At 52.4% G+C, this 25,323-nt stretch carries 22 protein-coding genes, 2 tRNA genes and 1 pseudogene; 7 read left to right on the top strand and 18 right to left on the bottom strand.

From position 1 onward, the window contains the following. Positions 1 to 107: 107 nt before the first annotated feature. Complete coding sequence (locus tag E0E41_RS16855; RefSeq protein ID WP_130871051.1) at positions 108 to 1,400, bottom strand: anti-sigma-I factor RsgI family protein; 1,293 nt, start codon at positions 1,398 to 1,400, stop codon at positions 108 to 110. Further along, the gene (locus E0E41_RS16850) at positions 1,397 to 1,978 is read right to left on the bottom strand and encodes an RNA polymerase sigma factor (RefSeq protein ID WP_130871050.1); all 582 of its coding nucleotides are present in this window, start codon (positions 1,976 to 1,978) and stop codon (positions 1,397 to 1,399) included. Before E0E41_RS16850 ends, E0E41_RS16855 begins: the two co-directional genes overlap by 4 nt. Before the next feature lie 182 nt (positions 1,979 to 2,160). Here E0E41_RS16850 and E0E41_RS16845 point away from each other — a divergent pair, with 182 nt between their 5' ends. After that, positions 2,161 to 2,634 (top strand): TspO/MBR family protein, encoded by a 474-nt coding sequence (locus E0E41_RS16845; protein WP_130871049.1) that lies wholly within the window; start codon positions 2,161 to 2,163, stop codon positions 2,632 to 2,634. A 34-nt stretch (positions 2,635 to 2,668) separates the two neighbouring features. On the opposite strand, the gene E0E41_RS16840 is transcribed toward E0E41_RS16845, so the two are convergent. Further along, positions 2,669 to 3,985, bottom strand: a complete 1,317-nt coding sequence (locus E0E41_RS16840; RefSeq protein WP_242623863.1) for an acetyl-CoA hydrolase/transferase family protein — start codon at positions 3,983 to 3,985, stop codon at positions 2,669 to 2,671. Positions 3,986 to 4,164: 179 nt separating this feature from the next. Here E0E41_RS16840 and E0E41_RS16835 point away from each other — a divergent pair. Beyond that, positions 4,165 to 4,252: transfer RNA gene (locus E0E41_RS16835), tRNA-Ser, on the top strand. A gap of 37 nt (positions 4,253 to 4,289) precedes the next feature. After that, a tRNA-Ser gene (locus E0E41_RS16830) sits at positions 4,290 to 4,380 on the top strand. A 39-nt stretch (positions 4,381 to 4,419) separates the two neighbouring features. Here the strand turns inward: E0E41_RS16830 and E0E41_RS16825 are convergent. Further along, positions 4,420 to 4,833: a sigma-70 family RNA polymerase sigma factor gene (locus tag E0E41_RS16825; RefSeq protein WP_242623862.1), complete on the bottom strand. Its 414-nt coding sequence runs from the start codon at positions 4,831 to 4,833 to the stop codon at positions 4,420 to 4,422. After that, positions 4,778 to 6,547, bottom strand: coding sequence for a recombinase family protein (locus E0E41_RS16820; RefSeq protein ID WP_130871048.1), 1,770 nt, complete (start codon positions 6,545 to 6,547; stop codon positions 4,778 to 4,780). Before E0E41_RS16820 ends, E0E41_RS16825 begins: the two co-directional genes overlap by 56 nt. 255 nt (positions 6,548 to 6,802) lie before the next feature. Here E0E41_RS16820 and E0E41_RS18620 point away from each other — a divergent pair, with 255 nt between their 5' ends. Continuing rightward, complete coding sequence (locus tag E0E41_RS18620) at positions 6,803 to 6,979, top strand: hypothetical protein (protein WP_165450599.1); 177 nt, start codon at positions 6,803 to 6,805, stop codon at positions 6,977 to 6,979. Between the two features lie 244 nt (positions 6,980 to 7,223). On the opposite strand, the gene E0E41_RS16815 is transcribed toward E0E41_RS18620, so the two are convergent. The 8 genes from E0E41_RS16815 to E0E41_RS16780 form a co-directional block, all read right to left on the bottom strand. Further along, positions 7,224 to 8,036 carry a hypothetical protein gene (locus tag E0E41_RS16815; protein WP_130871047.1) on the bottom strand — a complete coding sequence of 271 codons (813 nt, stop codon included), beginning with the start codon at positions 8,034 to 8,036 and terminating at the stop codon, positions 7,224 to 7,226. Next, entirely contained in the window at positions 8,033 to 9,619 is a 1,587-nt protein-coding gene (locus tag E0E41_RS16810; RefSeq protein WP_130871046.1) for an AAA family ATPase, read from the bottom strand. Before E0E41_RS16810 ends, E0E41_RS16815 begins: the two co-directional genes overlap by 4 nt. A gap of 4 nt (positions 9,620 to 9,623) precedes the next feature. Beyond that, positions 9,624 to 11,258 (bottom strand): restriction endonuclease subunit S, encoded by a 1,635-nt coding sequence (locus E0E41_RS16805; RefSeq protein WP_130871045.1) that lies wholly within the window; start codon positions 11,256 to 11,258, stop codon positions 9,624 to 9,626. Then, complete coding sequence (locus tag E0E41_RS16800; RefSeq protein ID WP_130871044.1) at positions 11,258 to 12,676, bottom strand: N-6 DNA methylase; 1,419 nt, start codon at positions 12,674 to 12,676, stop codon at positions 11,258 to 11,260. The genes E0E41_RS16805 and E0E41_RS16800 overlap by 1 nt, the downstream gene beginning before the upstream one ends. 29 nt (positions 12,677 to 12,705) lie before the next feature. Then, complete coding sequence (locus E0E41_RS16795) at positions 12,706 to 13,305, bottom strand: hypothetical protein (RefSeq protein ID WP_130871043.1); 600 nt, start codon at positions 13,303 to 13,305, stop codon at positions 12,706 to 12,708. Next, the gene (gene hsdR / locus E0E41_RS16790) at positions 13,302 to 16,565 is read right to left on the bottom strand and encodes a type I restriction-modification system endonuclease (RefSeq protein ID WP_130871042.1); all 3,264 of its coding nucleotides are present in this window, start codon (positions 16,563 to 16,565) and stop codon (positions 13,302 to 13,304) included. The genes E0E41_RS16795 and hsdR overlap by 4 nt, the downstream gene beginning before the upstream one ends. Before the next feature lie 55 nt (positions 16,566 to 16,620). Beyond that, positions 16,621 to 17,898, bottom strand: a complete 1,278-nt coding sequence (locus E0E41_RS16785; RefSeq protein WP_130871041.1) for an ATP-binding protein — start codon at positions 17,896 to 17,898, stop codon at positions 16,621 to 16,623. Between the two features lie 92 nt (positions 17,899 to 17,990). Further along, positions 17,991 to 18,506, bottom strand: a complete 516-nt coding sequence (locus tag E0E41_RS16780; protein ID WP_130871040.1) for an SLOG family protein — start codon at positions 18,504 to 18,506, stop codon at positions 17,991 to 17,993. A 96-nt stretch (positions 18,507 to 18,602) separates the two neighbouring features. Here E0E41_RS16780 and E0E41_RS16775 point away from each other — a divergent pair, with 96 nt between their 5' ends. The 3 genes from E0E41_RS16775 (at position 18,603) to E0E41_RS16765 (ending at position 20,988) form a co-directional block, all read left to right on the top strand. Then, positions 18,603 to 18,812 carry a helix-turn-helix domain-containing protein gene (locus E0E41_RS16775; protein WP_101691877.1) on the top strand — a complete coding sequence of 70 codons (210 nt, stop codon included), beginning with the start codon at positions 18,603 to 18,605 and terminating at the stop codon, positions 18,810 to 18,812. Between the two features lie 1,035 nt (positions 18,813 to 19,847). Further along, on the top strand, positions 19,848 to 20,768 hold the full coding sequence (locus tag E0E41_RS16770; RefSeq protein WP_130871039.1) for a tyrosine-type recombinase/integrase: 921 nt from the start codon (positions 19,848 to 19,850) through the stop codon (positions 20,766 to 20,768). 37 nt (positions 20,769 to 20,805) lie between these two features. Beyond that, positions 20,806 to 20,988, top strand: a complete 183-nt coding sequence (locus E0E41_RS16765; protein WP_130871038.1) for a hypothetical protein — start codon at positions 20,806 to 20,808, stop codon at positions 20,986 to 20,988. Between the two features lie 15 nt (positions 20,989 to 21,003). On the opposite strand, the gene E0E41_RS16760 is transcribed toward E0E41_RS16765, so the two are convergent. The 5 genes and pseudogenes from E0E41_RS16760 to E0E41_RS16740 all read right to left on the bottom strand — a co-directional run bounded on the left by E0E41_RS16760 (position 21,004) and on the right by E0E41_RS16740 (position 25,316). Continuing rightward, positions 21,004 to 21,519 (bottom strand): helix-turn-helix domain-containing protein, encoded by a 516-nt coding sequence (locus E0E41_RS16760; protein WP_130871037.1) that lies wholly within the window; start codon positions 21,517 to 21,519, stop codon positions 21,004 to 21,006. Positions 21,520 to 21,605: 86 nt separating this feature from the next. Continuing rightward, positions 21,606 to 21,950, bottom strand: a pseudogene (locus E0E41_RS16755) (sigma-70 family RNA polymerase sigma factor); the annotation flags it as partial. Between the two features lie 89 nt (positions 21,951 to 22,039). Beyond that, positions 22,040 to 22,801, bottom strand: coding sequence for a DUF169 domain-containing protein (locus E0E41_RS16750; protein ID WP_130871035.1), 762 nt, complete (start codon positions 22,799 to 22,801; stop codon positions 22,040 to 22,042). A 28-nt stretch (positions 22,802 to 22,829) separates the two neighbouring features. Then, complete coding sequence (locus E0E41_RS16745) at positions 22,830 to 23,756, bottom strand: 3-keto-5-aminohexanoate cleavage protein (RefSeq protein WP_130871034.1); 927 nt, start codon at positions 23,754 to 23,756, stop codon at positions 22,830 to 22,832. Between the two features lie 60 nt (positions 23,757 to 23,816). Beyond that, positions 23,817 to 25,316, bottom strand: a complete 1,500-nt coding sequence (locus E0E41_RS16740; protein ID WP_130871033.1) for a tripartite tricarboxylate transporter permease — start codon at positions 25,314 to 25,316, stop codon at positions 23,817 to 23,819. Between the last annotated feature and the right edge of the window lie 7 nt (positions 25,317 to 25,323).

The following is a 25,323-nucleotide window of genomic DNA, read 5'->3' as shown; positions in this document are numbered from 1 at the left end:
GCCCCCTTCTTTTTGATATCAAAATCATATCACCATCATATCCAGCTGTCAAGGGGCAAAAAAAGACCTTCCGCCGGGACGGAAGGTCTTTCCACTTTTCAGGGGATTCAATCCACGGCGCCCCGCTCCAGCTTCAGCACGTCGCCGGTGCGGGCGTCTATCTCATACTCAAATTTCCAGCCCTGGTGCTTGAATTCCACCTTGTACTCCGGGGGATTCTCGTCCAGCTCCTCCTCTACGTCAATATCGTAGATTTGGGAGCGGTCAACCCCCGAGTGGGCCACCGCCACGTCCAGGGCGCCGTCGCGGCCAATCACCTGGTAGGAGCCGCCGCCGGTGGTCTGATTGCCCCCGCCCTGATTGCCGGCGCCCTGGCTCCAGGGCCGGCCCTCCTGCTCGGCCTTCAGAATGGCGCCGGTAGAGGCGTCCACGTCGTACTCGTACTCCACGCCGTTGGCGGAGAATTCCACCTCGTACACCATCTGGCCGTCCTCATAGTCGTAGTCGGTTTCCAGCCAGGTGGCGGCGGAGGCGTCCACTCCCGCGTGGGTCAGGGCGGCGCTCTGGGCGGCCTCCAGGCCGATGTAGCCGCTCTGGCTGGCGGTACCGGTGGAGGTAATGGCGCTCTGCTCCGCCACCGTCTCGCCGGGCTGGGCAGGCTGATCCTGCACCGCCGTGGAGTTGACCAGCAGGTTGAGCTCATTGATGGACAGGCCCACCAGGGATTCAAAGGTCAGATGGGTGCTGTTGTCCACCAGGGTCTGGATCAGAGCCGCCTTGCCCACTGAGATGCCATACTCCTCCGCCTTTTGGCGCAGGGCGTCGTCGCTGGAAAAGCACTGGGACAGGATGGCCCCGTTGATGGAGGCTGACTCCAGCACCTGGGAGATCTCGCCGGTCAGCTTCTCCTCCAGAGCCGCGCCCCGGGCGGCGTCGCTGTCCTCTACCGACACCAGCACCGAATTAGCCAGCTCATCCACATAGCCGTGCTTGAGCAGGGAGCCCACGATGGCGTTGATGGCCACGTTCAGGTCGGTCCCCGTCAGGTCCATGCCGTCCAGGATGTCCCCGGCGTCGTCGTTGATGGGCTGGGCCGACAGCACCTTTTCCGACTGACTGACCTCCAGCAGCACGCTGGGGTTCACGTCCAGGGAGACCCGGGCGGCCACGGCGGAGGCCTGCTGCCAACGGCTCCCCATCATGCCGCCGGCCACCACCAGCACCAGGCAGGCGGCCACCAGCCAGGGCACCGCCCGGCGGACCGGCCGCTTCCGCTTGGGCATGGGGATCACATCCCCGCTGTGCTGAGTGCCGCAGCGGGCCCGGACGGCCTCCAGGTCGTTGGGTGCGGCATGTTCCAGCGCCGTGCGCAGGCGGTTTTCCATTTCTCGCTCGTTCATGTCGTCTCCCCCCCTTCCAGCGTGTTTTTCAGCTTCTGCAGGGCCCGGCGGTACTTGGACAGCACCGTGGCCAGAGGCATCTCCAGCAGCTCTGCGATCTCCCGGTGCTTCCACCCGGTCACCGCGTGGAGGATCACCACCCGCCGCTCCTCATCGGACAGGCCGGACAGGGCCGCCTGGAGCACATGCCGGTCCTCCGACGTCACCAGAGGATTGTCCGCGGCCAGGCGGTCCCACTCCTCCGGCTCCATGTCCTGGGTCTTGCCCCGCTCCCGCAGCTTCATCAGCGACAGGTTCCGGGCCACCGCCAGAATCCACGCCAGAGGCGTGCCCTGGGGCCGGTAACGGGGCGCGTTTTCCCAGATCCGCACAAAGGTATCCTGGGTCACGTCCTCGGCGTCGTGGGCATGCTTCAGGTAGGACAGCGCCAGGCCGTAGACGGCGGCTCTGGCCCTGTGATATAGTTCTCCCAGGGCGTCCTGATCGCCCTGGGCCAATTTGAGCAGCAGCGGCTCCAGCAGCTCCGGCGCTGTAACGCCCCTGCTCTCCTCTGCCATCGTCTCCAATAAGATCAGCATAGTTCCGCTCCCCACTTCTCTCCGCTTGTATAATGCACGGAAGCAGCCTTTTATTGCACCGTGTTTTCTTTTTTATTATAACTTTTTCATTTTCTCCCGTAAAGTCCCATCCACGTTCTTCCAGGCGCGTTTTCGCATAGAACCAGAGCGTTTCCGCATATCCTATTCCCGGGTGATGGCATATGAAAACAAACACATGGAAAACGTACGCGCTCTGGATCCTGGGTACGGAGGCTGTGGGCGGGCTCTCCGGCTGGCTGACCCGGAAGGGGGCGGACCTCTACGCCCGCACCGTGTCCAAGCCGCCCCTCTCGCCGCCCAGCATGGTCTTTCCCATCGTCTGGAGCGCCCTGTTCGCCCTGATGGGCGTCAGCGCGGCCCGGGTCTGGCAGGCCCCGCCGTCGCCGGAGCGCTCCCGTGGGCTGGGGCTCTTCGGCACCCAGCTGGCTTTCAACTTTTTCTGGAGCATCATCTTTTTCAATGCCCAGGCCTATGGGCTTGCCCTGATCTGGCTGGCCGTCCTGTGGGCCCTCATTCTGTGGATGCTGCTGACCTTCCGCAAGGTGGACAAATGGGCCGCCTGGCTCCAGGTACCCTACCTGCTTTGGGTAAGCTTCGCGGCCTACCTCAATTTCGGCGTCTGGGCGCTGAACTAAAAAAATGGGACCCGTACCGGGTCCCATTTTTTAATTAAATGAGAATATTCCGTTTCTTGGCCGCGTACCGCAGTTCCTCCCGGAACTTGGGGTGGGCAATGGCAATCAGGTTCTCCGTCCGCTCCCGCAGCGTCCGGCCCCGCAGGCGGGCAATGCCGTACTCGGTAACGATATTGTCCACATCATTCTTACCGGTGGTCACAATGGCGCCCGGCGTCAGAGTGGGCATAATCCGGCTCACAGTCCCGCCCTTGGCTGTAGAGGGGAAGGCAATGAAGCTCTGCCCGCCGGGGGAGAGCACCGCGCCCCGGACATAGTCCACCTGCCCGCCGGTGCCGGATACCTGATAGGTCCCGATGGATTCGGCACAAACCTGGCCAAAAAAGTCCACTTCCAGCGCCGAATTCACCGACACGAAATTGGGGTGCCTGGCAATTACTGCGGGGTCGTTGACATACTCCACCGGCAGCATCTCAATGGCCCGGTTGTGGTCGATGTAATCGTAAATCCGCTGGGAGCCAAAGGCAAAGGTGGCTACCGACCGGCCCCGGTGAATGGGCTTGCGGCTGTTGTCCACCGCGCCGCACTGGAGCAGCTCCACCATGCTGTCGGTAAACATCTCCGTGTGGATGCCCAGATTGTGCTTCTCCCGCAGGGCCATGCCCACTGCATCCGGAATTGCCCCAATTCCCAGCTGGAGCGTGGAGCCGTCCCGCACCTCGTTGGCAATCAGGGCGCCGATTTTCAGGCTCACCTCGTCCAACTCGGCCGCTTTCATGGCCGGAAGCTGCATATTATTCTCACACAGCGCCGTCACCTGAGAGATATGGATCACAGGGGCACTGAAGGAATAGGGAACGTGCTCATTTACCTCCAACAGCAGCACGTCCGCTTTATCAATCAGCGTCTGACTGACTGAGGCGGCCGTACCCAGGCTGAAATAGCCGTTGCTGTCCATAGGTGCTGCCGCAGCGCAGAACACATTCACTTCTCTGTTTTCCCGAATGATCCGGGGAAAATCCCGGTAATAGCCGGGCAGGAGATCGCACTGGCCTGCGTTGACCGCCCGACGGGCACCGGCACCGCAGAACAGTGAAACGGTATGCAGCCCGGCCGGAGGATCCGGCTGATAGCAGTCCGCGGGGTAGATGTCCATCAGCATACTCAGCGAGACGTCAGACATCCGGCCCTGTCTGGCTCGCTGACAGAGCGCGTCCAGAATAGCCTTGGGCTGGGCCAGCGCGATGTCCATAAAAATTCGCTGTCCGTCCTTGACCTGCGCCGCTACTCCCTCTGGAGTTGTCAGCTTTTCCTGATACAATGCTTGATTTTTCTTGGTAATATCCATCATTTTCCGGGGGCACCTCACAGTTTTCCGCAATTTTTCTTCCTTTTTCACATGCTTTTTCACTATACCATACCATGGCTCGGATTTCTAGACATAACTCATTAAAAATTTTTACGCTTTTCATTGACAACAGGCCAAATGTATTGTATAATTTCTTTTGCATTTGGCCGGAGCCCGGACGTGGAGAGATGTCCGAGTGGTTGAAGGAACCGGTCTTGAAAACCGGCGATGTGCAAGCATCCGTGGGTTCGAATCCCACTCTCTCCGCCATTTTTATATTTTTTTGATTCGGCGGCACATTCTGTATGCAGAAGTACCCAAGTGGCCGAAGGGGCTCCCCTGCTAAGGGAGTAGGCGGGTTAAACCGTGCGAGGGTTCAAATCCCTCCTTCTGCGCCAATCAGGAGCAAGCGTTCAAAACGCTTGCTCCTGATTTTTTTATGTCCGCCCCTCCATGGCTGTCTCCAGCTTTTTGAGGGCTTTCTTTTCAATGCGGGATACATAGCTCCGGGAAATGCCGCACTGGGCCGCGATCTCCCGCTGGGTCATGGGCGTCCTTCCATTCAGCCCATAGCGCAGTGTGATGACCATGGTCTCCCGGGGATCCAGGCAGTCCCGCACACAGCGGCGCACCTTCACGCAGGATTCCCTGGCATCCAACTCCTCCAGCATGTTGTCGTCCACGCTGATGGTATCCATCAGCGACAGGGAACTGCCGTCCCCGTCCCCATCGATGGAGTCGGACAGGGACAGCTCACCCTGATTTTTCCGCTGGGCCCGGAAATACATCAGGATCTCATTTGCTACCTGCTCCTGACGGCTCCACAAGGCCCCCATCCGCCGCTTCTGCAAGATTTTCCCCTGTTTTACTGCCTGCGACTTGCTTCCCCACGCCCGCCGGCGTTTTGGGAAACTCATATTCATACTCCGAGCCAAACAGCACCACATGGGCGTCCTTCCCATCCCAGATAATCTCTTTGACAAAGGTACGGATGGCCGCACGCTTCTGCTCCACCGTCATTTTGTCCACGGTGTCCTTGAACGTGGACAGCATCTGGGCCAACAGGTCAAACTCAATGTCTGCTAGGGCATGGCTGGAGGTCAACTCTTTCAACTCCGCCAAATGCCGCTTCAAGCCCTCGCCTTTCTCATGCAGCTCATCAATCTGCTGCATAATATAACTTTCGGCAGAGGTACCGGAGGACTTTCCCAGGGCGGAGACAAGGCCCTTGATCTCCTCCTCATTTGCGGCGATCTCGGATTCCAAGTTGGAGATCTCTGCGTCATAACTCTGCCGATTACCCAGCAGTGCCCGCTTGCTCTGCTCCAGTTGACGGATAAAATCGGAGCCGTCTTCACTCAAATGTTTCAGCTGCTCTATAATGTCGGCGTCTAATGTATTGCCGTTGCAGTTTTTCATGTTGCAGACATGACCCCGGCTGCGCTCCTTCATGGAGCAGAGGTAGGTATAAATAAACTCGCCCTTTGTATTCCGGCGCTTGGACAGCTTAGGGCGCATGTACTCGCCGCAGTTGCCGCAGATCAGCAGACCGGAAAGCAGGGCCACATTGCTGCGGGGCTTGCGGTAACTTTTGGATTTGTTCCGCTCCAAAATCGTCTGTACCTTGACCCATGCCTTCCCCTCAATGACCCCCTGGTGCTTGCCCACCGACACGATCCACTCCTCCATGGGCTTGATCTGGTGGGCTCTCCCCGGCTGCTGCAAGGTGCGGTTATAGGCCATGATGCCGTGAACGCCGTCAAAGTCGCTTTTCTCCGCAAAGAGGTCCACATGGTTTTCCGTCAGGTAGTCATAGGCAAATTCGTCAGCAATCAAATAAACCGGATTGGACAGAATCCCCTTGACGGCAAAGCGGGTAAACTGCTTGCCGTTTTTTGTGGTATAGCCATTTTGCAGCAGGTAGGTCTCCGTCTTTGTCAGCGAGCCGGTTTCCAGGAACTTGTCATAGATCAACTTGACGATGCCGATCTCCTCCGGGAGAATCTTCAGCTTGCAGGCCTTCTTGGTCTTGCCGTCGATGGTCACATGGGAGATACTCTCCGACTCATAGCCTGTGGGGGTGTTGCCGCCCAGCCAGCGCCCTGTTTTGGACAGCTCATGCATATTGTCCCGGATGCGCTCAGCAATGGTCTCCCGCTCCAACTGGGAAAAAACCGAGGAAATATACATCATGGCCCGTCCCATGGGAGAGGAAGTATCAAACTGCTCCTTAATGGAGATGAAGTCGATCTTCATCCTATTCAACTGCTCAATCAGCTTGGCAAAATCACCGATGTTGCGGCTGATCCGATCCAGGCGGTAAACGACGATGGCCCGGAAATTCTTTTCTTTTGCATCGGCCATCATTCTTTTGAACTGCGGCCGCTCCAGCGTGCCGCCGGAGAAGCCTTCGTCCTCATATACCAGGGCTTGCTCCGCGGCGTCGTCTCCAAACTGCAAGCGGATATACTGCCTGCACATTTCAATCTGGTTTTCGATGCTCTCCCCTTTACCGGTGAACTTGGATTTTCGGGAGTAGATCACGATTGGATTGGCAGCGGCCATAAAATCACCGTCCTGTAATATGATATGTGTGTTAAATTAGTATATCATATTGTCCCCGCTTGGTAAATACGGAAAGTGGATTTTTCGGCGGTGCCGTCTATACCGTTATCCAAGAAAGAAGGGTGCGCCGCAAAACCAAACGTTTTGCGGCGCACCCCTTGATTGTGTTCACCGTGATAGGATTTCCTTGTGCTTCGAGCAATTATCTGCCAAAATAAAAGCAGATAAGTTTAGACGGAAAGCGAGGTAAGCATGATGTCAGAAAAAGTCAATTCTATCCCGCATAGTGACCAGCAGTTGGAGAGCGGTCCTTCCCCTTCCCAGGCGCCTCAAGTTGGCAAGCGTGAACTGACCGATGATGAGAAGATCGATGCCGCCGCTGCCCGGATTTTGGAAACATACCGTGAGGCGTTCCTGGAGTTGGCAAAATAAATAATAGTTATTTCTTGTTCAATTCAATTCTCTATATATCTCTCTATATATTCCACTTCATACCTCGTTCCTAATGCTATTTTGATATGGTTTTAGCTTAAGGTTTTGACCTCTTTCACATCGAAAGACGGTGTCCTATAAGGCAAAGGAATACATATCAACCCATGTTTCACAGTTCCTTGTAGCAAGACACGATAGCACAAAACTCCAAATAGTAAGGGCAGGCTAAAATGATGCGGCAAGATTACCGAATTTTAAGGAGATGCTTTAACTCTTTTTCATACGGCTTGCCTTCTATTTTTAAAGCTATGTATTGCTTGGCAAATGACGAATAGGGTGCTTTATCGTCTACCAAGCAGGAAATTCCCTCTATCGCATCAAGCATCTGACCGCTTTCATGTGCATATTCAAACTCAAACGCCATGAGAGCAGTTCTACACTGTAATCGAACTCGTTTCCTCGCAGCATTAAAATGATCCCAATTATATACTGCTCGGCTTACATTCACTCGCGTCCGCTCCCATTTATCGGACGACAGCGCAATAATAGCACCGTTTTCATCGAAACCTATTAGTTGCGTATCATGGTACTCACATGGATCAATGAGCAAATAACCTGCCTCATTTTCAGCAAATGGTTCTGAGGGAGGTATATCTGGCTTCAATGGGAAAATATCTTTTTTCCCGCCTTCACCAGATGGTCGATTACAAACTTCGCAGCTCAAGCGATAATTTAAATAGTCATATGCAAGCCACCAGTACCCATCAGGCAAAATACACTCTCCGTTCGCTTCGGTGGACTTATTCTTCGGCCTAAAATGATCTACATCCCCATATGATCCCGTTAGGGCACACTCGGAATACCAACAAATATGACCATAATATTTAATCAATATTTCTTTGAAATCTCTCCAAATTGCATGATTCTTTAAATACTCACATCTTGCTGCGTGATTGGCTGCCTGTCTCATGTCTTGCGTTGCCCGATGTGCTTTTTCAAGCCATTGCCTTACTTGTGGATCATCTATATCAATGGCTGATAAATCTATATATCTCATTTTTCCATCAAGCCCTTAATAATTTCGTGCGCTTTTCGATTTCTCTCCTGAATCTGTTCCTGAGTTAGTTCCGAAATGGGGTTTTCTTGCTGCAGTTTGTGCATTGCCACAACAAATTCATCATAAAGGTCATCTGTCGGAATATTTCTTGAAAAGGTAAGATCTTCAATCTCCTCTGTAAGCGAGTGCAGTTTTTCTTGTTCTTCAGGGCTGATTGTTCCTTCCTGCCTCTTTACGAGAAGATCTCTCTTTTCGTCTAGTTTAGATTTAGTTTCTGCATCTAGGGTACTATTCAGTCCATAATACTCACTTTGTAAAATACCATCAATACCCATACCAGCTGTATCTTCTTCTGGTTCAACCGCTCGAGTAAAATACCAGTTGTTATTTCGGACAATATCCCGGTTATACATAAAGATACGAATGAATTCTTTTTCTACACCGTTGATAACCAATGGATCATGCGTTGCAATAATGGCTTGCGTGTTGATTGCTTCCTGCAGTGATTGATCAATCGTCTGTTTGAGGTCATATTTCCATTTAGGATTCATGTGCGCATCTGGCTCATCCATAAGGACGAGAGTATCTTCACTTTTGCAAACGCCAAGCATACCAAGTATCTTAATTAGTTGCCGTTGCCCCTCGCTTAGGTCAGAACACCTCACTCGACTTTCTCCAAAGGACACATACACCTCTATGTCCGCATCAAAAAGAGTTAGGAGCTTTTCTAATAGTTCGTAAATTGATATCTGATCTGCATACGCGTCATAAATGCCATTGATTTCAAAATAAAACTTCTCGCCATCATCATACAAATAACCTTTTTGAAACAGCTCTGTAAAGCGGTCATCAATAAACGAGATGATTTCTAAGACGCCGTCTTTTCCAACTTCTGAAATATCTTCTCGGAGACGACCTGGAAGTTTGCCCAAATCCAGGGAAAGCGAGACACTTTCCACGCCCTCTATATGGCACTGGGAATGCAAATAGCGCTTTTCAAAAGAGTCCTCTCCGGCAAGGATGGAGACTAAATATATAGGTGTCAGTTCTTCTCTGAAAAAATTGTATTTGCGCTTTGGAAATTGGGATGTGTACTCATGGTTTAGCAAATACACTGTGTTCCAATATTGTGTAATTGAATCTCTGCAAGCTTTGACATATTGTGAGTTGACAAGCTTAAAACTCCCATTCGCTTTATTGTTTGCTCCAGAGTAGAAATACATAATTCTTTGCGGGAAAATAGATGTGTTGTTATTCTTCAGATAAGATCGAATCGTGGACATAGTCCCAACGCATAAGTTTCTGTGATCAACATCTATTTTGTATCTTTTATCAGAGTGATATATCTGAATGATGCTTCCGGCAAACAAGTACTCAAGCTCGTAACTATAATCAATCTGTTTCTCAACAGCCGGAGAATCAAAGGACATAAAAATGTCCAAAAGTGTTTCCAGCATAGTGCTTTTACCAGTGCCATTTTCGCCAATTAGAATGGTCGAACTACCACCGTCAACGGCATGAAACTTCACCAAAAAATCCACAAGGCACTTGTGATTATCAACTACAAGCCTGCGTATTTGCATAATTTCACCTCACTAACTTATAGTTACCATTGGGTAGCTTTTTTATGATATTCCGCTGCTCCAGATTTCGGATACTCTCAAGAACCTCAAATTTTTTGGAGCTGACTTCCATCAATGTGTTGATTGGTAAACTCTGAGAATCCAAATAATAGTATAATTTAATGATTTTTCGTTCCAGTTCGGATTTCAGCTGTTCTTCAACTTCCCTCGAAATCGAAACAGCCTTGGCTCTGGCCTTAGGCGGTGGCTCTACTGCAAAGACTCTTTTTACCAGCTCCACCGCACTCTCCTCACTGGGGTCATTGGTGCCCAGCTCGCCACGGAAGGCGCGGGCGAGGATGGCTTTTTTGATGAGGTCGATCTGCTCTAGCACTCCTTCGGCGGCTTCCTTGGCCTGTTGCTCTTTGGCGAGGAGGTTGTCGAGGATGCGGATGATTTCGGTTTGCTCTTCTATAGATGGAATAGGCGTTTCGATATCTTTTATGTTCAATAGAGATAATTTTCCAAGAGTAGCTGACCTAATCCGGTTTTGTATATCATTTTGCGCCTTTGGTGAGGATAAGAAAGAACTTAAATATCGTGGCAAAGTTCGGCTGCTGATAATTCTTGCTGCATTTTCCGTTAAATTGGCTCCGTTAAGCGATTCTGGTATCACACCGGCTTTACCAATGCTACCGACAATAGAGATATAAACATCTTCCTTGTTGATTATATAATTTTTGATTTGAGAAAAGGTATCTTCTGTTATGTAATGCAAATCAGAATCGTTTATCGTTCCATCACCAAAATCTGCTATTCGAAGATATGGGTGTGCCGTCCGTTCAGTAACTAATTTATGTCCCTTGGGAAGCCGTTTCCCACCTTTTACTTGTGCGTATGTTCCGATTTTGAGATTTTCCCAACTTTCCATCCCCACGCCATGCTCTTTTCTCCACTGGGCGGTGAGTTCACCGGTGAAGGCTTTGTGGAGGATAGCGGCTTTGCGGGTTTCAAAGCTGTCCAGCGCATCCTGCGCCTTTTGTTTGGCCTCGTCCAGCTTGGTAAACAGGCTATCAATACGGTCAACAATGCGCTGTTGTTCTGCAAAGGGAGGGAGCGGAATAGGACATTCGCCTATTATTTCAAGTGTCAAGTTGGGGATTGATGTGACTTTGGTCTTACCCATAAGCCAATTTTGAATCACAGGATTATCAATAGCATTTTTGATATACCTTCGATTGATTTTATCCAAAGCAATCCGTACAAATGCTACCGCTTGATTTGTGTTCATAGGTAAATCAACACTTCGTACAATGCCAGTTTTTCCTAATGTTCCAGCAATAGAAACTAAAATATCATTTTCTTCAAGAATAGATCTTTTTAAAAATGTGCAATGTACCTCCTCACTTACATAAGCAATGTTTTCATGAGAAATTGTACCATCATCATTGATATTCTCTACCCGTAAAAACTTAACACCATGATCAGAATACGCACTTTTTCCGCCTTTGGGCGTAGTACCTTTTGAAATTACCTGTGATAATGATGACAATTTAACCCAACACCAATTCGCTGACACCTTGTACGGCTGTTCACTCTCCGGCACCAGTGCCGCCTGCAAGCGTTCCTCCGGTGTCAGGATTTCTTTTTTCTTCGCCATCAGTCCTGCACCTCCAGTGCCCGCAGCTCCTTCACCACGCTCATCAGCAGATCCACGGCCTCCTCCAGATTGGCGGCAGCCTCCTCCGCACTCTCCGTCGGGTCTGGCAAGTCGTTGTAGTCCAGCACCGAGTCATCCCGGATAAGACCCAGATCCAGACTGTTGCCCTTTTCCTCGATCTTCTCTCTGGTAAAGACGCTCCACCGCTCGTCTTGCACAGTATGACGATCCTCGGCCTCGTAGGCCTTCTCAAAGTCTGCAAAATGCTCCGTTTTCAGCGGGGTGGTCTTGCCGAAACTGGGCATATTGGTACGCAGGTCGTAGAACCAGACCTCCTTGGTGTTGCCCTTATCGCTCTTGCCCCGGGTGAAGAACAGCACATTGGTCTTGACGCCTTGGGCGTAGAAAATACCGGTGGGCAGCCGGAGGATGGTGTGCAGATCACACTTATCCATCAGGTCACAGCGGATTTTCTCGCCGTCGCCGTCGGCAAAAAGCACATTGTCCGGCAGCACCACTGCGGCCCGGGCCTTACCGTTGGTCTTCAAGCTACGGTAAATGTGCTGGAGAAAGTTCAACTGCTTGTTGCTGGTGGGGAAGGTGAAGTCATCCCGGGTGGCACGCTCGCCGCCCTTCTTGGTGCCGAAAGGCGGATTGGTAAGCACCAGATCAAAATCGTGGAGGGCCTTCCCCTGATTGGAGAGGGTATCGGCCAGCAAAATTTGACCGTCGATGTCGTGGAGCATGGCGTTCATCAGAGCCAGACGGTGTGTGTCGTGAACCAACTCGCAGCCGGTGAATGCCTCTTCCCGTTCAAACTTGGCCTGGTCTGCATCCAGATCGTAAAAATCATCGGTATGTTCCTTGACATATTGGTGGGCGGCGATCATAAAGCCGAAGGTGCCGCAGGCAGGGTCGTTGCATCGCTCTCCCGGCTGGGGCTTCATGAGCCGAGTCATTACGTCAATCAGGACACGAGGGGTAAAGTACTGACCCGCGCCGGACTTTTTCTCATTAGCGTTCTTCTCCAACAGCCCTTCATAGAGGTTGCCCAACCCCTCTTCCCGGGCGGAGTACCAGTCCAAACCGTCGATGGTGGTGATGATCTTTTCCAGGTTTTTCGGCTCGTCAATGTTGGTGGAAGAGCCCTGGTAGATCTCCCGCACCCGACCGGTGCAGTTTTCGCCCAGGTGTGCCAGCAGCTCTTTATAGAACTTTTTCAACTCAATGCCGCTTTTAGCGGTGAGTTGATCCCAGCGGTAGGCGGCAGGAATCTGGCTTTCTGCACCAGTCTCCTTCGCCATCTTCAAAAACAGAATATAAGTAAGCTCTGTGACATACTGGTGATAGGTAATGCCGTCATCCCGCAGCACATTGCAGAGATTCCAGAGCTTGGATACGATCTCCTGTGTGGTCATGGTTGTTCCTCCCACGGTAAGTATAAACTTTAGTTTTGTGGTGCAATCCCATAATAGTAAGTGTAAAAAATCTCTTTTGTTCGCTCTAAAATGGCAGAGCGATTTTCCTTTATCCGGGAAATCAGATGGTCAATCCGAATGCGTCCAATGTAAAATTCTTTCGTGTTTCCATTAATGTATATCATGCCATCTGTAACGCCCACAAAGAAGTTAGAAAGGAATGCGTCTGAATTTCGGGGATGCCGTTTTTGCCCGAAGCCGTCCCCTTTAATGTAGTTTCTCTCGTGTTCATTAATATTACGCCACTGTCGTATCTGTTCCCGCTCATCCTTTGTAGCAATAGCGTTTAATATGGAATTTAAGGAAACATCGCCTTTCTTTTGTAATATGGTTTGTAGCGCCTCTAAATAACAGATTGTTTGATATACTGCCGTAATTAAGAACATACTGTCTGCATGTAATAAACTGGTGTTCTCATCTTGATCCCAAGGTTCTTTTCCATTGTCTCGCTCTATTGCATCCACGAAGCGTCTAAATTGATATAGACTGGCATTACACCATTGAGCTGTGCGAAGCGCCAGTTCCCCAATGCGCTTTTCTTCCGTTTTCAATTCCTTATTTTCTATCAAGCGCTTCTTCCTCCATCGTCGTATAGGTACTCATTGAGTTCCAGCACGATGCTCTCTAACTTGTTTTGGAAAATTCGGTCAATCTTCTTGAACCCACCCTCACTTCTGAAGCGGGTGTCTTCATCAAACACGCCCACATTGAGTACGGATTCCTCCAAGAGGTACTTTTCCATGCGGCCAATCCACTTTTGCTCGATGGCGGTGAATTTGTGGGCCTTTTTTAGCTTGTCCACCGCCCGGCGGATACGGGCTTCATGGCTGATGAGGGTGGAACCAATGGCATACCGGCGAATCAAGCTGATGATATCTGCCGCCATCTCCTCATTGGTCAGCTCCGATATGGCGGTGTTGAGCTGCTGGATGGTAAAGCCCTCCCGATCCAGCGTCAGGCGCAGATCCTTTAAACTTTCCCGGGTCAGCTCCTTTGGCCGGGTGCAGACGATGTTCAGTGCTGCAATCTCGTTGAGATTGGTTTTTACATAGTCTGCAAAGGCATCCAGATAGTCCTCTGGGCGGCTGCCGGTACCATAGCCACGGGTGTGGCTGACCAGCTCATCAGGCGCGTCGGAGATAACCACCGGGCGTCCGCCGTTAGCCCGGGTCTCTCCAAGCAGTTCAAAAAGATCCCGATGGGCCAAAATATGGTTACGGGCCTGCTGGGGCGGCTCCTGCTCCAACTGCTGAATAAACTGAGTGGGATCCATGCCGCCGGTCATGCTGACAAAATGCTCCATGGTATTGCCATCCAACTTCCGCTTTTTCCGCTGGAGTTTGGCGATGATCTGGTCAATCTGGTACTCGATCTGCTTTTCGTCTTCCAGCACCTCAAGACCGTCCAGCAGTTGTCCAAAGGAAGCAGATGGATTGGCTACCACCGGTTTCATGGTATTGACCGCATCCAGAGATTCGTAGACGCCCACGGGGTCATAAATCTCAAAATGGGTCTTATGAATCTTGGGGCACAGACGGGTGGCACGGCCCAGCATCTGTTCAAACAGAATGCGGGATTTTACCCGACGCAGAAACACCAGATTGGTGATCTCCGGAACATCGATGCCGGTGGTCAGAAGGTCCACGGTAACGGCAATGCTGGGATATCTCTCATTCTTGAACCGCTTGATGGCCTCCTGCACCTTTTTGGGATTGCCGCCGCCTACGCTGCCGGTGATCTTCATAATCGCATCATTATCCACGCCATATTCCGCATAGATATTCTTGAGGATGTCCACGATCATGTCGGCATGTTGGTCATCCACAGCATAGATGAGGGTTTTGCCCTGTTCCTCCGGATTTTCCGGGTCGATGTCTTTGGCAATCTCGGCCAACACGGTCTCATTAAAGGGACGGGTGATGACCTTCTTGTTGAACTGCTCCACATCGAAATCCAATTCATCGTTCAGCAGTTCGCTGTTGGTGATCTCTCCCGTCACAGGATCGAAAATGGCAACCGTGTCGCCGATTTTATAATGAATTCCTTTTTGGCTTAACTCCGTTTCAATACGATGGGGTGCATCATAATCCACCAGATAACCCTCGATGACTGCTTCCCGGTAGGTGTATTTGAAAACCGGCTGGCCGAAAATCTCGGTGGTCTGGAGAGCAGGGGTAGCGGTCAGAGCAATTTTCACCGCATCGAAATACTCGATCACGCTGCGGTATTTGCTCTGATAGTCCCTCTGATCCCGGTAGAGAAGTTCGGTGTCTCCCATCTCTTTGTCCAAAAGGTAGCCCCGGTGGGCCTCATCTACAATGATTAGGTCATAGTCGCTGACCGCAGGCATGGTTTCCCCGTCATTGTATAGGACGCGTTTCACCATCCCCTGTACAGTGGCAACCTGGATGCGGGTCTCACGCTCAATCTCTTTGTCTTCCAGTCCCTTGATGTTATAGATGTCGGCCAGGGGCATCAGCTCCTCCAGTTTGACCTCTTTGAAAACATCCAGTGCCTGTTCCCCCAGAGCGGTGCGATCCACCAGGAATAGGATGCGTTTGAAACGACCTGTTTTCAAGAAACGATAGATCATGCCCAACACTGTCCGGGTCTTACCAGTTCCGGTCGCCATGGCCAGCAGAGCTGTATTTTTCCCGTCTATGATAGCCTGTTCCGCTGCCTGGATGGCCCGCAGCTGATAGTCGCGGAGGTTCAGCCCGTCTTTGTCCCGCAGCAGATCAAAGGGCATCTGCTCCAACGCCCGATTGCCGGCGTCGATGTCCTTACCCAGCATATCCAACAGGTTTTCTGGGCTCATCCATCCCCGCAGAGCCTTCGGCACGTTGGAGGACCGGCGGAGATCCAGAAACCAAATGCCTGACTTTGTTTTATACTGCTCTAAGTACGGCCTACCATTGGTTGCAAAGGTAAATGGCACTTTATAACTGCCCCAGGTCCCAATTTGGTACTGCGCATCTGCGGCACGAATATTTCTGGGATAGTCTTTCCCCTGATAGTCGATCACGGAGGGAATGTCCTTGTGTTCTGCTTTTGCCTCAATGATACCGACAAACTGCAGTCCAATAAAAAGGGCATAATCAGCACGGCCATGATTTCCTACGGTGGAATCAGTTGGCCACTCGGCAATCGCAAGATTACGGCCCTTGACGGGACGAGTTCCCTTGGAGAAACGCAGATTCTCGGTATCGGCCTCCCAGCCCACTTGTCGAAGTTGCTGGTCAATGAGGAACCGCGTCTCGGCCTCAGTTCTTTGGCGCTGACTGGCTGTCTGGCTGGCCCGCTGGCGGCGGGTGTCTTTGGAAATAGTTTCCGCCTGTGCAGCTTTTTCTTCCGCCTCCTGGGCCAAGCGAGTTTCGGTATGTTCTTCCGCCGCCTTGTCCACGGTCTTTGCCTGCTGCGGAGCGGGCATCACAAATTCATGGTGCTGATAGTTCCAGTCGCCATAGGTCTGCATGAACCATTCACACAGACTGTGCGCCATGGGCAGAAGCGCCTTTCCATCAGCCACAGAAGCATAATTTTCGTGAACCGCTTTATTGCGCACCTTGCGCAGGGCATGCAGAATATCCACCAGATCCTGCGTCAATAAGCCCTCACGGTAGAGGGTGTCAATCCGCTTTACTGCTGTATTATCAGCTGGAAGCGGAATCCGGTCATAGGTGAACATCAGGTTGACGATGGTCTCACCAATCATCCCCAATTTCATCAAGCAGGAGTTGGAATCGCTGTAATAGTATTCTTCTGCCAACTGGCCAAAGTTAAATAACACAGGAAAATCTTTACTTAGAAATGCAAAGTTGCTTTTCATGTTGTTCTCCTTGTATCAAACTGTTATTGAGAGAGTTCCGAGCGGGTAAAAATAATCAATTTTTTAATGCAGTAACAGGCACCACGAACACCCCGTCCGGCCGCTGGTAGGCCGCATTGGCCATGCCGCACAGGACGCACAAAACTGCGGGCGGCTTGCCTTTGGGGTCGTCCTCAATTTGCTTTTTAATTTCCAGCAGATTTTCCGCCGCAGCGTCAATCTGATTGGCTCCCAGTTTGATCTCGAAGGCGCACCACTGGCCGTCCGGCAACTCGACCACTGCATCAATCTCCTGGTTTTTATAGTCCTGGTAGTGGTAGAGCTGCGCCCCGAAAGACTCGGCATAAATCCGCAGATCCCGCTCGCACAAAGCCTCAAATAGGAAGCCCAGGGTCTCCAGATCCCCCAGCAGGCTGGCAGGTGTGGCCTTCAGCAGCGCGCAGGCCAACGATGGGTCAGAAAAGTGCCGTTTCTCTGCCTGCTTCACCCGTACAGAGGAACGGATGCCGGAGGAGAAGGGCGGCTGATTGTCCGTAATAAACAGCCGCTTGAAGATGTCCAGGTAGGCTGCCACCGTGTTGCCGTCAATATCCTCGTCGTCCACCGCCTTGATGTCCTTCATCAGCGTTTTATTGGTGACGGTGGTACTCTCATTCCGGGCCAGAGAGCGCAGCAGCAGGCGCATTTTCTGGGTATCCCTCTTCACGCCGTCAATTCGGTACACATCATCATCGATGACAGCGTCCAGGTATTGGGCGGGAAGCAGCGCCGCCTGCTCCGAAGTCAAGCCCAGACTTCCCGGCCAACCGCCCCGAATAATCAGTTCGATCAACTTTTTCAAATCCACCTCGCCGGTCATGACGGGGGTCAGTTTCCCCTGGCATAACTGCTCCAAGGATACCTTGCCGCTGGAGTCCCCGGATTCCCACAGAGACATTGGGCGCATCCGCAGTCGGGCGATCCGTCCCGCGCCGCTGTGGAGAATCCCCTTGTGGTTAGGGGTGGCGGAGCCGGTGAGGATGAACTGCCCCTTTTGCGCTGTCTGATCCACTTTATAGCGCACCGCGTCCCAAAGAGGTGGTACTTCCTGCCACTCGTCGATCAGCCGGGGCGTCTCTCCCTCCAGCACCAGAGCGGGGGACAGTTCCGCCAACTGACGGTTCTGAAAGTTGCCGGCAGGGTCACCAATATAGATCTCGCTCTTGCTGTGATAGGAGGAAGTCCAGGTCTTGCCGCACCATTTCGGCCCCTCCACGCAGACGGCACCGAAGGCGGACAGGTATTCTTCCACCTGAAGATCGATAATGCGGGGCTTATAGATTTGTTTGTCCATGGCAGTCACCTCAATGATTCAGTGAAATCATTATACTCTATTCAGTTAAATCTTACAACTCCATTCAGTCAGATTTTCAATTTTGAGTGTGCTCAATTTATTTCGTTGGGGTCAAGGATAATCACGCTGTGTCCCAATTTCTGCGCGTAGCGTATGGTCGCCACTGTGCCGCCCCGATACTCTCCGTTATAGACGGCCAGCAGAACATCAGAATGAACGACCAGAAAGTGGTTGCGCTCCAGCATACAATTTTTCCGGAACATCCGGCTGACATAGATGATGGAATCCGCCTGCGCCAGAATGGCGTGATACCGGGCCTGGGACGCAGCGGACCACTCCGTTTCCTGCCCCTTATAGGGAAGAATGCAGTGCAGTTTGATGCAGGGATACTCCGCCCGCAGATTCAAAACAATTTCCGCCGCCAGCAGGTCAACTCCTTCAGCCATGCCGGAGAGGAAATCCGTCACTCCCTCTTGAACCAGCGAACAAATCTGCCGCTCCAACGCAACTTTCAGTACGACGCACCGCACATCTTCCTCATCGTAGCCCCAGGGGAGTTTTTTCGGGCGGTGACCGGTGAACGCACAGGCTTTTCTTGCTTTCTTCAAAAAATCATCTCCCGCATTGTATATGGGGATTATATCCCCTTAATAATGCGGATTATAACCCCCATACTGTATGGTGTCAATGATGGGGGGATGCAGATGATCGTATTTGATAATTTATGGGTGTTGATGAAGGAAAAAGGCGTCTCCACCTATCAGTTGAGAGAAAAATGCGGCATTGACAGCAAAACTATCCGCCGTCTCCGGGCCAACGATAATATGGAGACCAAGACTTTGAACAAGTTGTGTGCCGTACTGTCCTGCGAGATCGGAGACATTGCCAAATATGTCCCGGATGATCCGGCATAAAGCCGCTTCCACACATAAGTTGTGGAGGCGGCTTTGATTTCCTGTCGAATAAAGTCGAGAAAATTTTCCAGTTAACATTATATATGGTTTAATTGTATTGACAAACACAATATATTGTGGTATATAAAAATTATGATTGATTCTTTGCGCGTACTCGGTGGAACTCCGGGGCAGATTCACCTGTGAGCGAGAGGGGCATCTCGCATTGCGCACGCTGTTAGGTTTGTACGTTTCAGCCGTTTTCCGCCAGGGCAATGCCCTGCGGCTGTTGTCTCCGTTTCCGTGGACAACAAGGGAATCATGTTCATCGGCTGTCTTTTCCTTTGATGCTGTGGTGCTGTGCCGAAGATGTTGACTTCTTCGGATGGCCATGAGAAAGAATACGAGCACTTGTTTGAGGGTGCGAAAAGTTTGCTGCCTGTTTGGATCAGGCACAGAAAGAACTTTTCGCACCCTCTTTTTGTGCGTTCATAGCCCCGCACTCCCGTTGGGAGTTGCCCCAGACCCTGCCAGTCTGCGGTAAGGTGCCAGAAGAACTTATTCTAAAACATGGCCGTCCCCCTTCTCCGCGTCGAGGTGCGCGGAGTGACTTGGGGTGCTGCACCTCGGAGCCTGTAGCAGCAGGCTCACCCCTCTTTGTTCCGGCACAGTGCCGGTTCGGCAGCAAAGAGGACGCAATTCTCCCGATCCCAGCCGGAGGGATCAACAGACACACGCAGGCTGTGGTTCTTTACCGCAGCTTGCAGCCGAGCTTCAGCGGTTGTGTCGGCAGTCGTCATTGGAGCAATGCCCTCCGATGGCAGGGTCTATCCCCATACTGCGCTCGTACTGACCTGGTTCAAACTGAAAAAGAGACAGATATTCGCCGTTTATTGTTCGCTTCAGGGAAACGCCTCTGCTGCAAGAGATTCCGAAGCGGTCACCCCCAGGCTCCAGGAACATTTTCCTGGAGATCCGGCGGAAACAGACGGCTCTGCCAAGGGGCGAACTACGCCCATCTGAACTACCTATGAAAGAAAAGGAGTATTTTACGATATGACACGATCCATTCAAAACAAGGGTCTCTACCTGGCCCTGGTGAGCCAGTTGAACAAACTGGCCCGCCATAATCGTCAGGGCAGTTTCCGCACTAAGGATCGCTATTACGAGGCGTGCAAGCGGTTCTGCGGCTACCTGGCCGACGAGTACCACCTTCAGAAACTGAGCAATATCAGCGGCAAACACCTGGTTGGCTATGTGCTATATTTACAGGAGCATGGGAAGTCGGCTTCCACCATAAAAACGGATTTGGCAGCCATTCGCTTCTTCCATGACAAAATGAGCAACCCCAAATATGTGCTGCCCACCAACAGCACACTGGGAGTCGAACTGGAGCGCCGGCGCTTCGGCGGTGTGGACCGCACCTGGAGCACAGAGGAGTTCAACCATATGCTGGGCAGGGCCCTGGCCGAGGAGCGCTGGGATTACATTCTGGCTCTCTACCTGGCCCGTTACGCTGGGCTCCGCATCCACGAGTGTTTCCGTATCGACACCGCCGCAGCAGAGCAGGCCCTTCGGGAGAATGCTGTCACCGTCAAGGGCAAGGGCGGCAAGATCCGCACCGTCCCCATCAATGAGCAAATTTCCATTGCCTTGCGGCGTCAGCTGGTGCGCACCCCGCGGGGCCACAAGTTGCTGGTGCCGGACGATATGCCCACCGACCAGGCCATCCACCGCCTGCAACTGTTCATCGCGGCGCATCGAAGCAGCATTCAAGTAAAATCTGATCCTCCCCTGACCTTTCACGGACTTCGCCACACCTTTGCGGCGGAGAAGTATAAGGAATTGATGGACAAAGGCATGGGCGCTCTGGACGCCCACTTCACGGTGTCCCGGCTGCTGGGCCATGAGCGGGCGGATGTGACCAACGTCTACCTTGCTTCCCTGTCCGCAAAGGACATGAAGGACAAGCATTGACGCATATACTTCATTGCCAAGGAGGAGGGTATGTGCGTTGGGCGTTATCATGCATTATCCGAAAACTCCGGAAAAGCAGGAAGAACTTTCCAAGAAAGTTGCTGCCGTCCATGCGCAGACAGTCATGGAACAAATCAAAGCCATGCCCTGCCCCGTGGAGCAGAAAGCGGAGTTGATTGAGGCAATCAAACGAATACATCAGCAAAGGGATGGGGTGTGACCCCATCCCTTTGTGTTATCCTCTGATTTTCAGTCTGCGCCATGTCTGTTTGCAGATCTGTACTCTGTCCTGCTCCCATGCTTGCAGCGTACCAAGTGGGACACCCAGCCGCCTGGCATATTCTGCCTGGGTCATCTGACGCCGCCGGCGCATTTCTTTGATCTGCTGTCCCTGCCCATGGTAGAGGAACAAATTAAACTCGTCCAGCAAATCCGTGACCGGCACGGCGAACAGCTCCGCGATCTTCTCCATCTTCTCAATGGGGTAGTAGTCCCGCAGGGTATTCTCATAGCCGGAATATGTACTACGATCCAGACCGGCGGAGTCTGCCACATCTCTTTGCAGCAGACCATGCTGGTATCGGTACCACCGCAGCTTGTCCGCTATATTGTCGATTTGGGATGGATCTGTGTAGTGGAGATTGAACTTCTCCGCCTCCACCAGCGTGTGGGGCTGGACAAGCCGGAAACTGTGGATGTAGAGGGGCGCGTAACTGACCACATTGAGAGCATAGCGTGTCATGACTACCATGCGTTCCGTAGGTTGGCAAAACACACGCCATTTATCCCTTAAGTCGGTGCGATCCGCCACATGAAGGGGCAAAAGGTCCGCTACGATAGGGTAGCATTTTCAATGCATCGGGACGCATAGGTGGCAAGCCGCACCTTCTTGTCCGGCCTGAAGGTGGAGATCCCCTTGATCAGTCCGATGGTCCCAATGGAGATCAGATCGTCCTGGTCCCCGTTGGGGGTGTAATACTTTTTGATGATGTGGGCCACCAGACGCAGGTTGTGCTCAATGAGCTTGTTGCGGGCCTCCAGGTCGCCCTGTGCGGCCAGCTCCAGGCATTGCCGCTCCTCCTCCGCCTTCAGGGGCCGGGGAAAGGAGCTGGCCGCCCCGCCGGAGAGCCGCAGGGTAAAAAACAGATGATTGAGGGTCAGCAGGATCCAGGCTGGAAACATAGGTCACACCTCCTGGTCCCACTGTATTCCGACATGGTTTGTCCTTATACGGCGGGCATACGGGGCCTGGTTTTTCCGCATGATACCGCCTAAAAGTTCAGATAGTGTTTGGGCAGTCCTTCCAGAATGTCGCTCGTCAGGCTGTATGATGCAATCGGATAGCGCAATCCGTTTCGGAACAGGCCTTCCGCGCCTTCCAGTGCCCGTTCCAACCCTTCAGGCGTAAATGTAAGCCGCAGATCATGTTCGCTGATGCCAGCGAATTTTCTGTCCGCATAACATGGAAGTGCCAGGGCCGGTTTCCCCGTCAAAAAGGTCTTAACCCACGAGTCGGAACACGTGGATTCCCCGACAAAGGTAAATTCCAGTTTTTCGTAGGACTTGTACTGGTAGCCGGCCATCGGCAAAAAGGCCTGAGAAATGTTGGTGTACAGCACGCACACATCCGGATCAATCCGGCCTGCGGTCAGCGGCGATGCCACAAGCGCAACATATTTTGCGGGAACCCGCAGTAATGCACGGTTGTGCGCCTGTGCTGCCTCCGCATTGTCGAGCCATACCTTGTCGAACATCTTTCCAGAATTCCAGCGATCATCAGGCTCGGCAAACCCATTGATACAGCGGCAATAATCCGCATGGAAATTTTCGTACCTGCACGCACTGGTCCAGTTGAATTGTACCGCCTGACTTACAATTACGCAGGGTGGGAGATGCTTTTCGTGGGTCCGCAGGCGGGGAATCTGCGCGAGTTCTTCCTCCGTTTCAATCCATTTCATTCCAACCGGCGTATTCTGCAGATGGAGCAGCGTGGTAAGGCGGGAAACAATATGCTCCCATTGATCCGTCTTCATATATACCCTCCTGTTTGATTCTGATATTTTAATAATGAGTTTGGGAGGAACCCTTGAGCCCTAAAATTTGACGTGCCTCTTCCGGAGCAGCGGGTTCCCGGCCCAGAATTTTTACGATCTCAGCCACCGCCTGAATCTGCTGCGCATTTGACTTGGCCAATTCGTGGGGCCGGATATAAAGATTGTCCTCCAACCCGACCCGGACGCCTCCTCCCATTGCCAGCCCTGCCGCCGCAATGGGGAACTGTGCTTTTCCGGCCGCGGCCACAGACCAATGGAAGCTGCCGAGCTGACGTTCAGCCGTCGTCCGCAGGAATACCAGATTGTCCACGGTCGCCGGAAGTCCTCCCTGTATGCCCAAAACAAACTGGATATAGATCGGAGCGGTCAGAATCCCCTTTCGCTGGAAATAGGCGATATTATTGATCATGCCAGCGTCATATACTTCAAATTCCGGAACAGTCCCATTTTCCTGCATGGTGCGGATATAGGTTTCCAGCCCCAGGTAAGTATTGGAAAACACATTATCATAGGTGCCCCCAAGATACCGCCTCGCCCACTCGGGACTTCCGTCCGGCAGATGGTCCACAAGTCCGGCAAGTACGAAATTCATGGACCCCGCATTGCAGGAGGCCAGTTCCGGCTGAAATCTGGGCACCACAGCCAGCCGTTCCTGGGTGGTCATCATTTGACTGGCTCCGGTCGTAATGCAGATCACGACATCGCACCGGCGTTTGATTCCCGCTATGATTTCCCCCATGACTTCCAGATCAGAGGTCGGTTCTCCCGTTTCAGGATCTCTGGCATGGATATGAACGACAGCAGCTCCCGCTTCATATGCCTCGACCGACTGGCTGATTATCTCCGCCGGCGTAATCGGAAGGTACGGGCTCATCTCGGCCGTATGTACCGCGCCGCTGATAGCCGCGGTAAGAATCGCTTTCTTTTGAATCACGTAACATCTCCTCCTGTCAATGAAGAAGCCGCCGTGCAATGCGCGGCGGCTTCTCTGTTGTCACACATTCTTCGCTTCGGTACGCTTACTCTTTCTGATGCCGTTAATCACAGTCAGCGCGATAAAGGCAACCGTAAGTACGATAAAGACGCCAGAAATAGGCCGGGTCAGGAAGGGAAGGAAGCTGCCCTTGCTCAGCTGAAGTCCGCGGCGCAGATAGGTCTCGGTAATCGGCCCAAGGATAAAGCCCAGGATAATGGGCGCCAGCGGGTAATCGAACTTGCTCATGGCATATCCGATCAGGCCGAAGATGATCAGCACCCACGCATCAAACAGTCTGTTATTCACGCCGAAAGAGCCCACAACACAAAGGACAATCACGATGGGGAGCAGAATGTGCTTGGGCAGCTTCAAGACTTTGATGAAGCCGCGCATACCGAAAAACTGTACCAGGAACGTAACGATACTGGCTACGACCATCGCTGCAAAAATCGTATAGATCAGGTCGTAGTTCTGGCTGAAAAAGAGAGGACCGGGCTGAAGGCCATGAATGGTAAAGGTGCCCAGCAGGATCGCGGTTACGGCGTCTCCCGGAATACCAAGAGTCAGCAGCGGGATCATGGCGCCGCCAATGGTAGCGTTATTCGCGGTTTCCGAGGCCACAACACCGTCAATGATGCCGGTCCCGAATTTCTCCGGATACTTGGAGCGTTTCTTGGCAATACCATAGGCCATGATATTGGCCGTAGCACCGCCAATGCCAGGCAGGATGCCGATCCAGGCTCCGATCAGCGCAGAGCGGAACATGTTGGGGATCTGAGTGATGAATTCCTTCTTGCTGAATCCAAGGCCCTTGATGTGCGTATCTACATTCAGGATCTTGACTTTTCCGGTCGGCTTGGCCTCCGCCAGCAATTCCTTCAGCGCATACAGGCCAACCAGCGCGGGAACGCTGGCAAAGCCCGCTTCCAGACCGCTGATTCCAAAGGTAAAACGCGCGTAGCCGTCGATCGGAGCCGCGCCGAAGCAGCCGAGGAGCATACCGACCGCACAGCTCACAAGACCCTTTGTGATGGACTTTCCGGCCAGGCCGGACACCAGGGAGAGTGCAAACAGGGACACCGCGGTGTATTCATACACACCAAATTTCAGCGCCACCTGCGCCAGCAGCGGCGCAACAAAGATCATGACTGCGATTCCGAATATGTTTCCGATCATGGAGTAGAAGGTACCCGCACCCAACGCCTTCCCGGCCTGTCCGTTCTTTGCCATTGGCGCACCATCGAACGTGGTGGCCACAGAAGACGGCGTACCCGGAATATTGATCAGGATTGCGGACACCAGGCCGCCCGAAATACCTCCAATATAGAGCGCGATCAGAAGTGCAAACGCTGTCGTCGGATCCATTCCGAAGGTAAGCGGAAGGCACAGGGCAATGGCCATTGTCCCTGTAAGTCCCGGGATTGCTCCGAAAACCAGTCCCATCACGACGCCCAGCAGAATATACAGCAGGATCATCGGCGTCATAATTTGAGCTAGGCTGGAAAGAAATAATTGCATCTACTTC

The sequence above is a fragment of the Intestinimonas massiliensis (ex Afouda et al. 2020) genome, from assembly GCF_900626285.1.
GTDB lineage: Bacteria > Bacillota > Clostridia > Oscillospirales > Oscillospiraceae > Flavonifractor > Flavonifractor massiliensis_A.
Note: the sequence above shows the minus strand (reverse complement) of the source record. Positions and strands in the feature narration are given on the sequence as shown.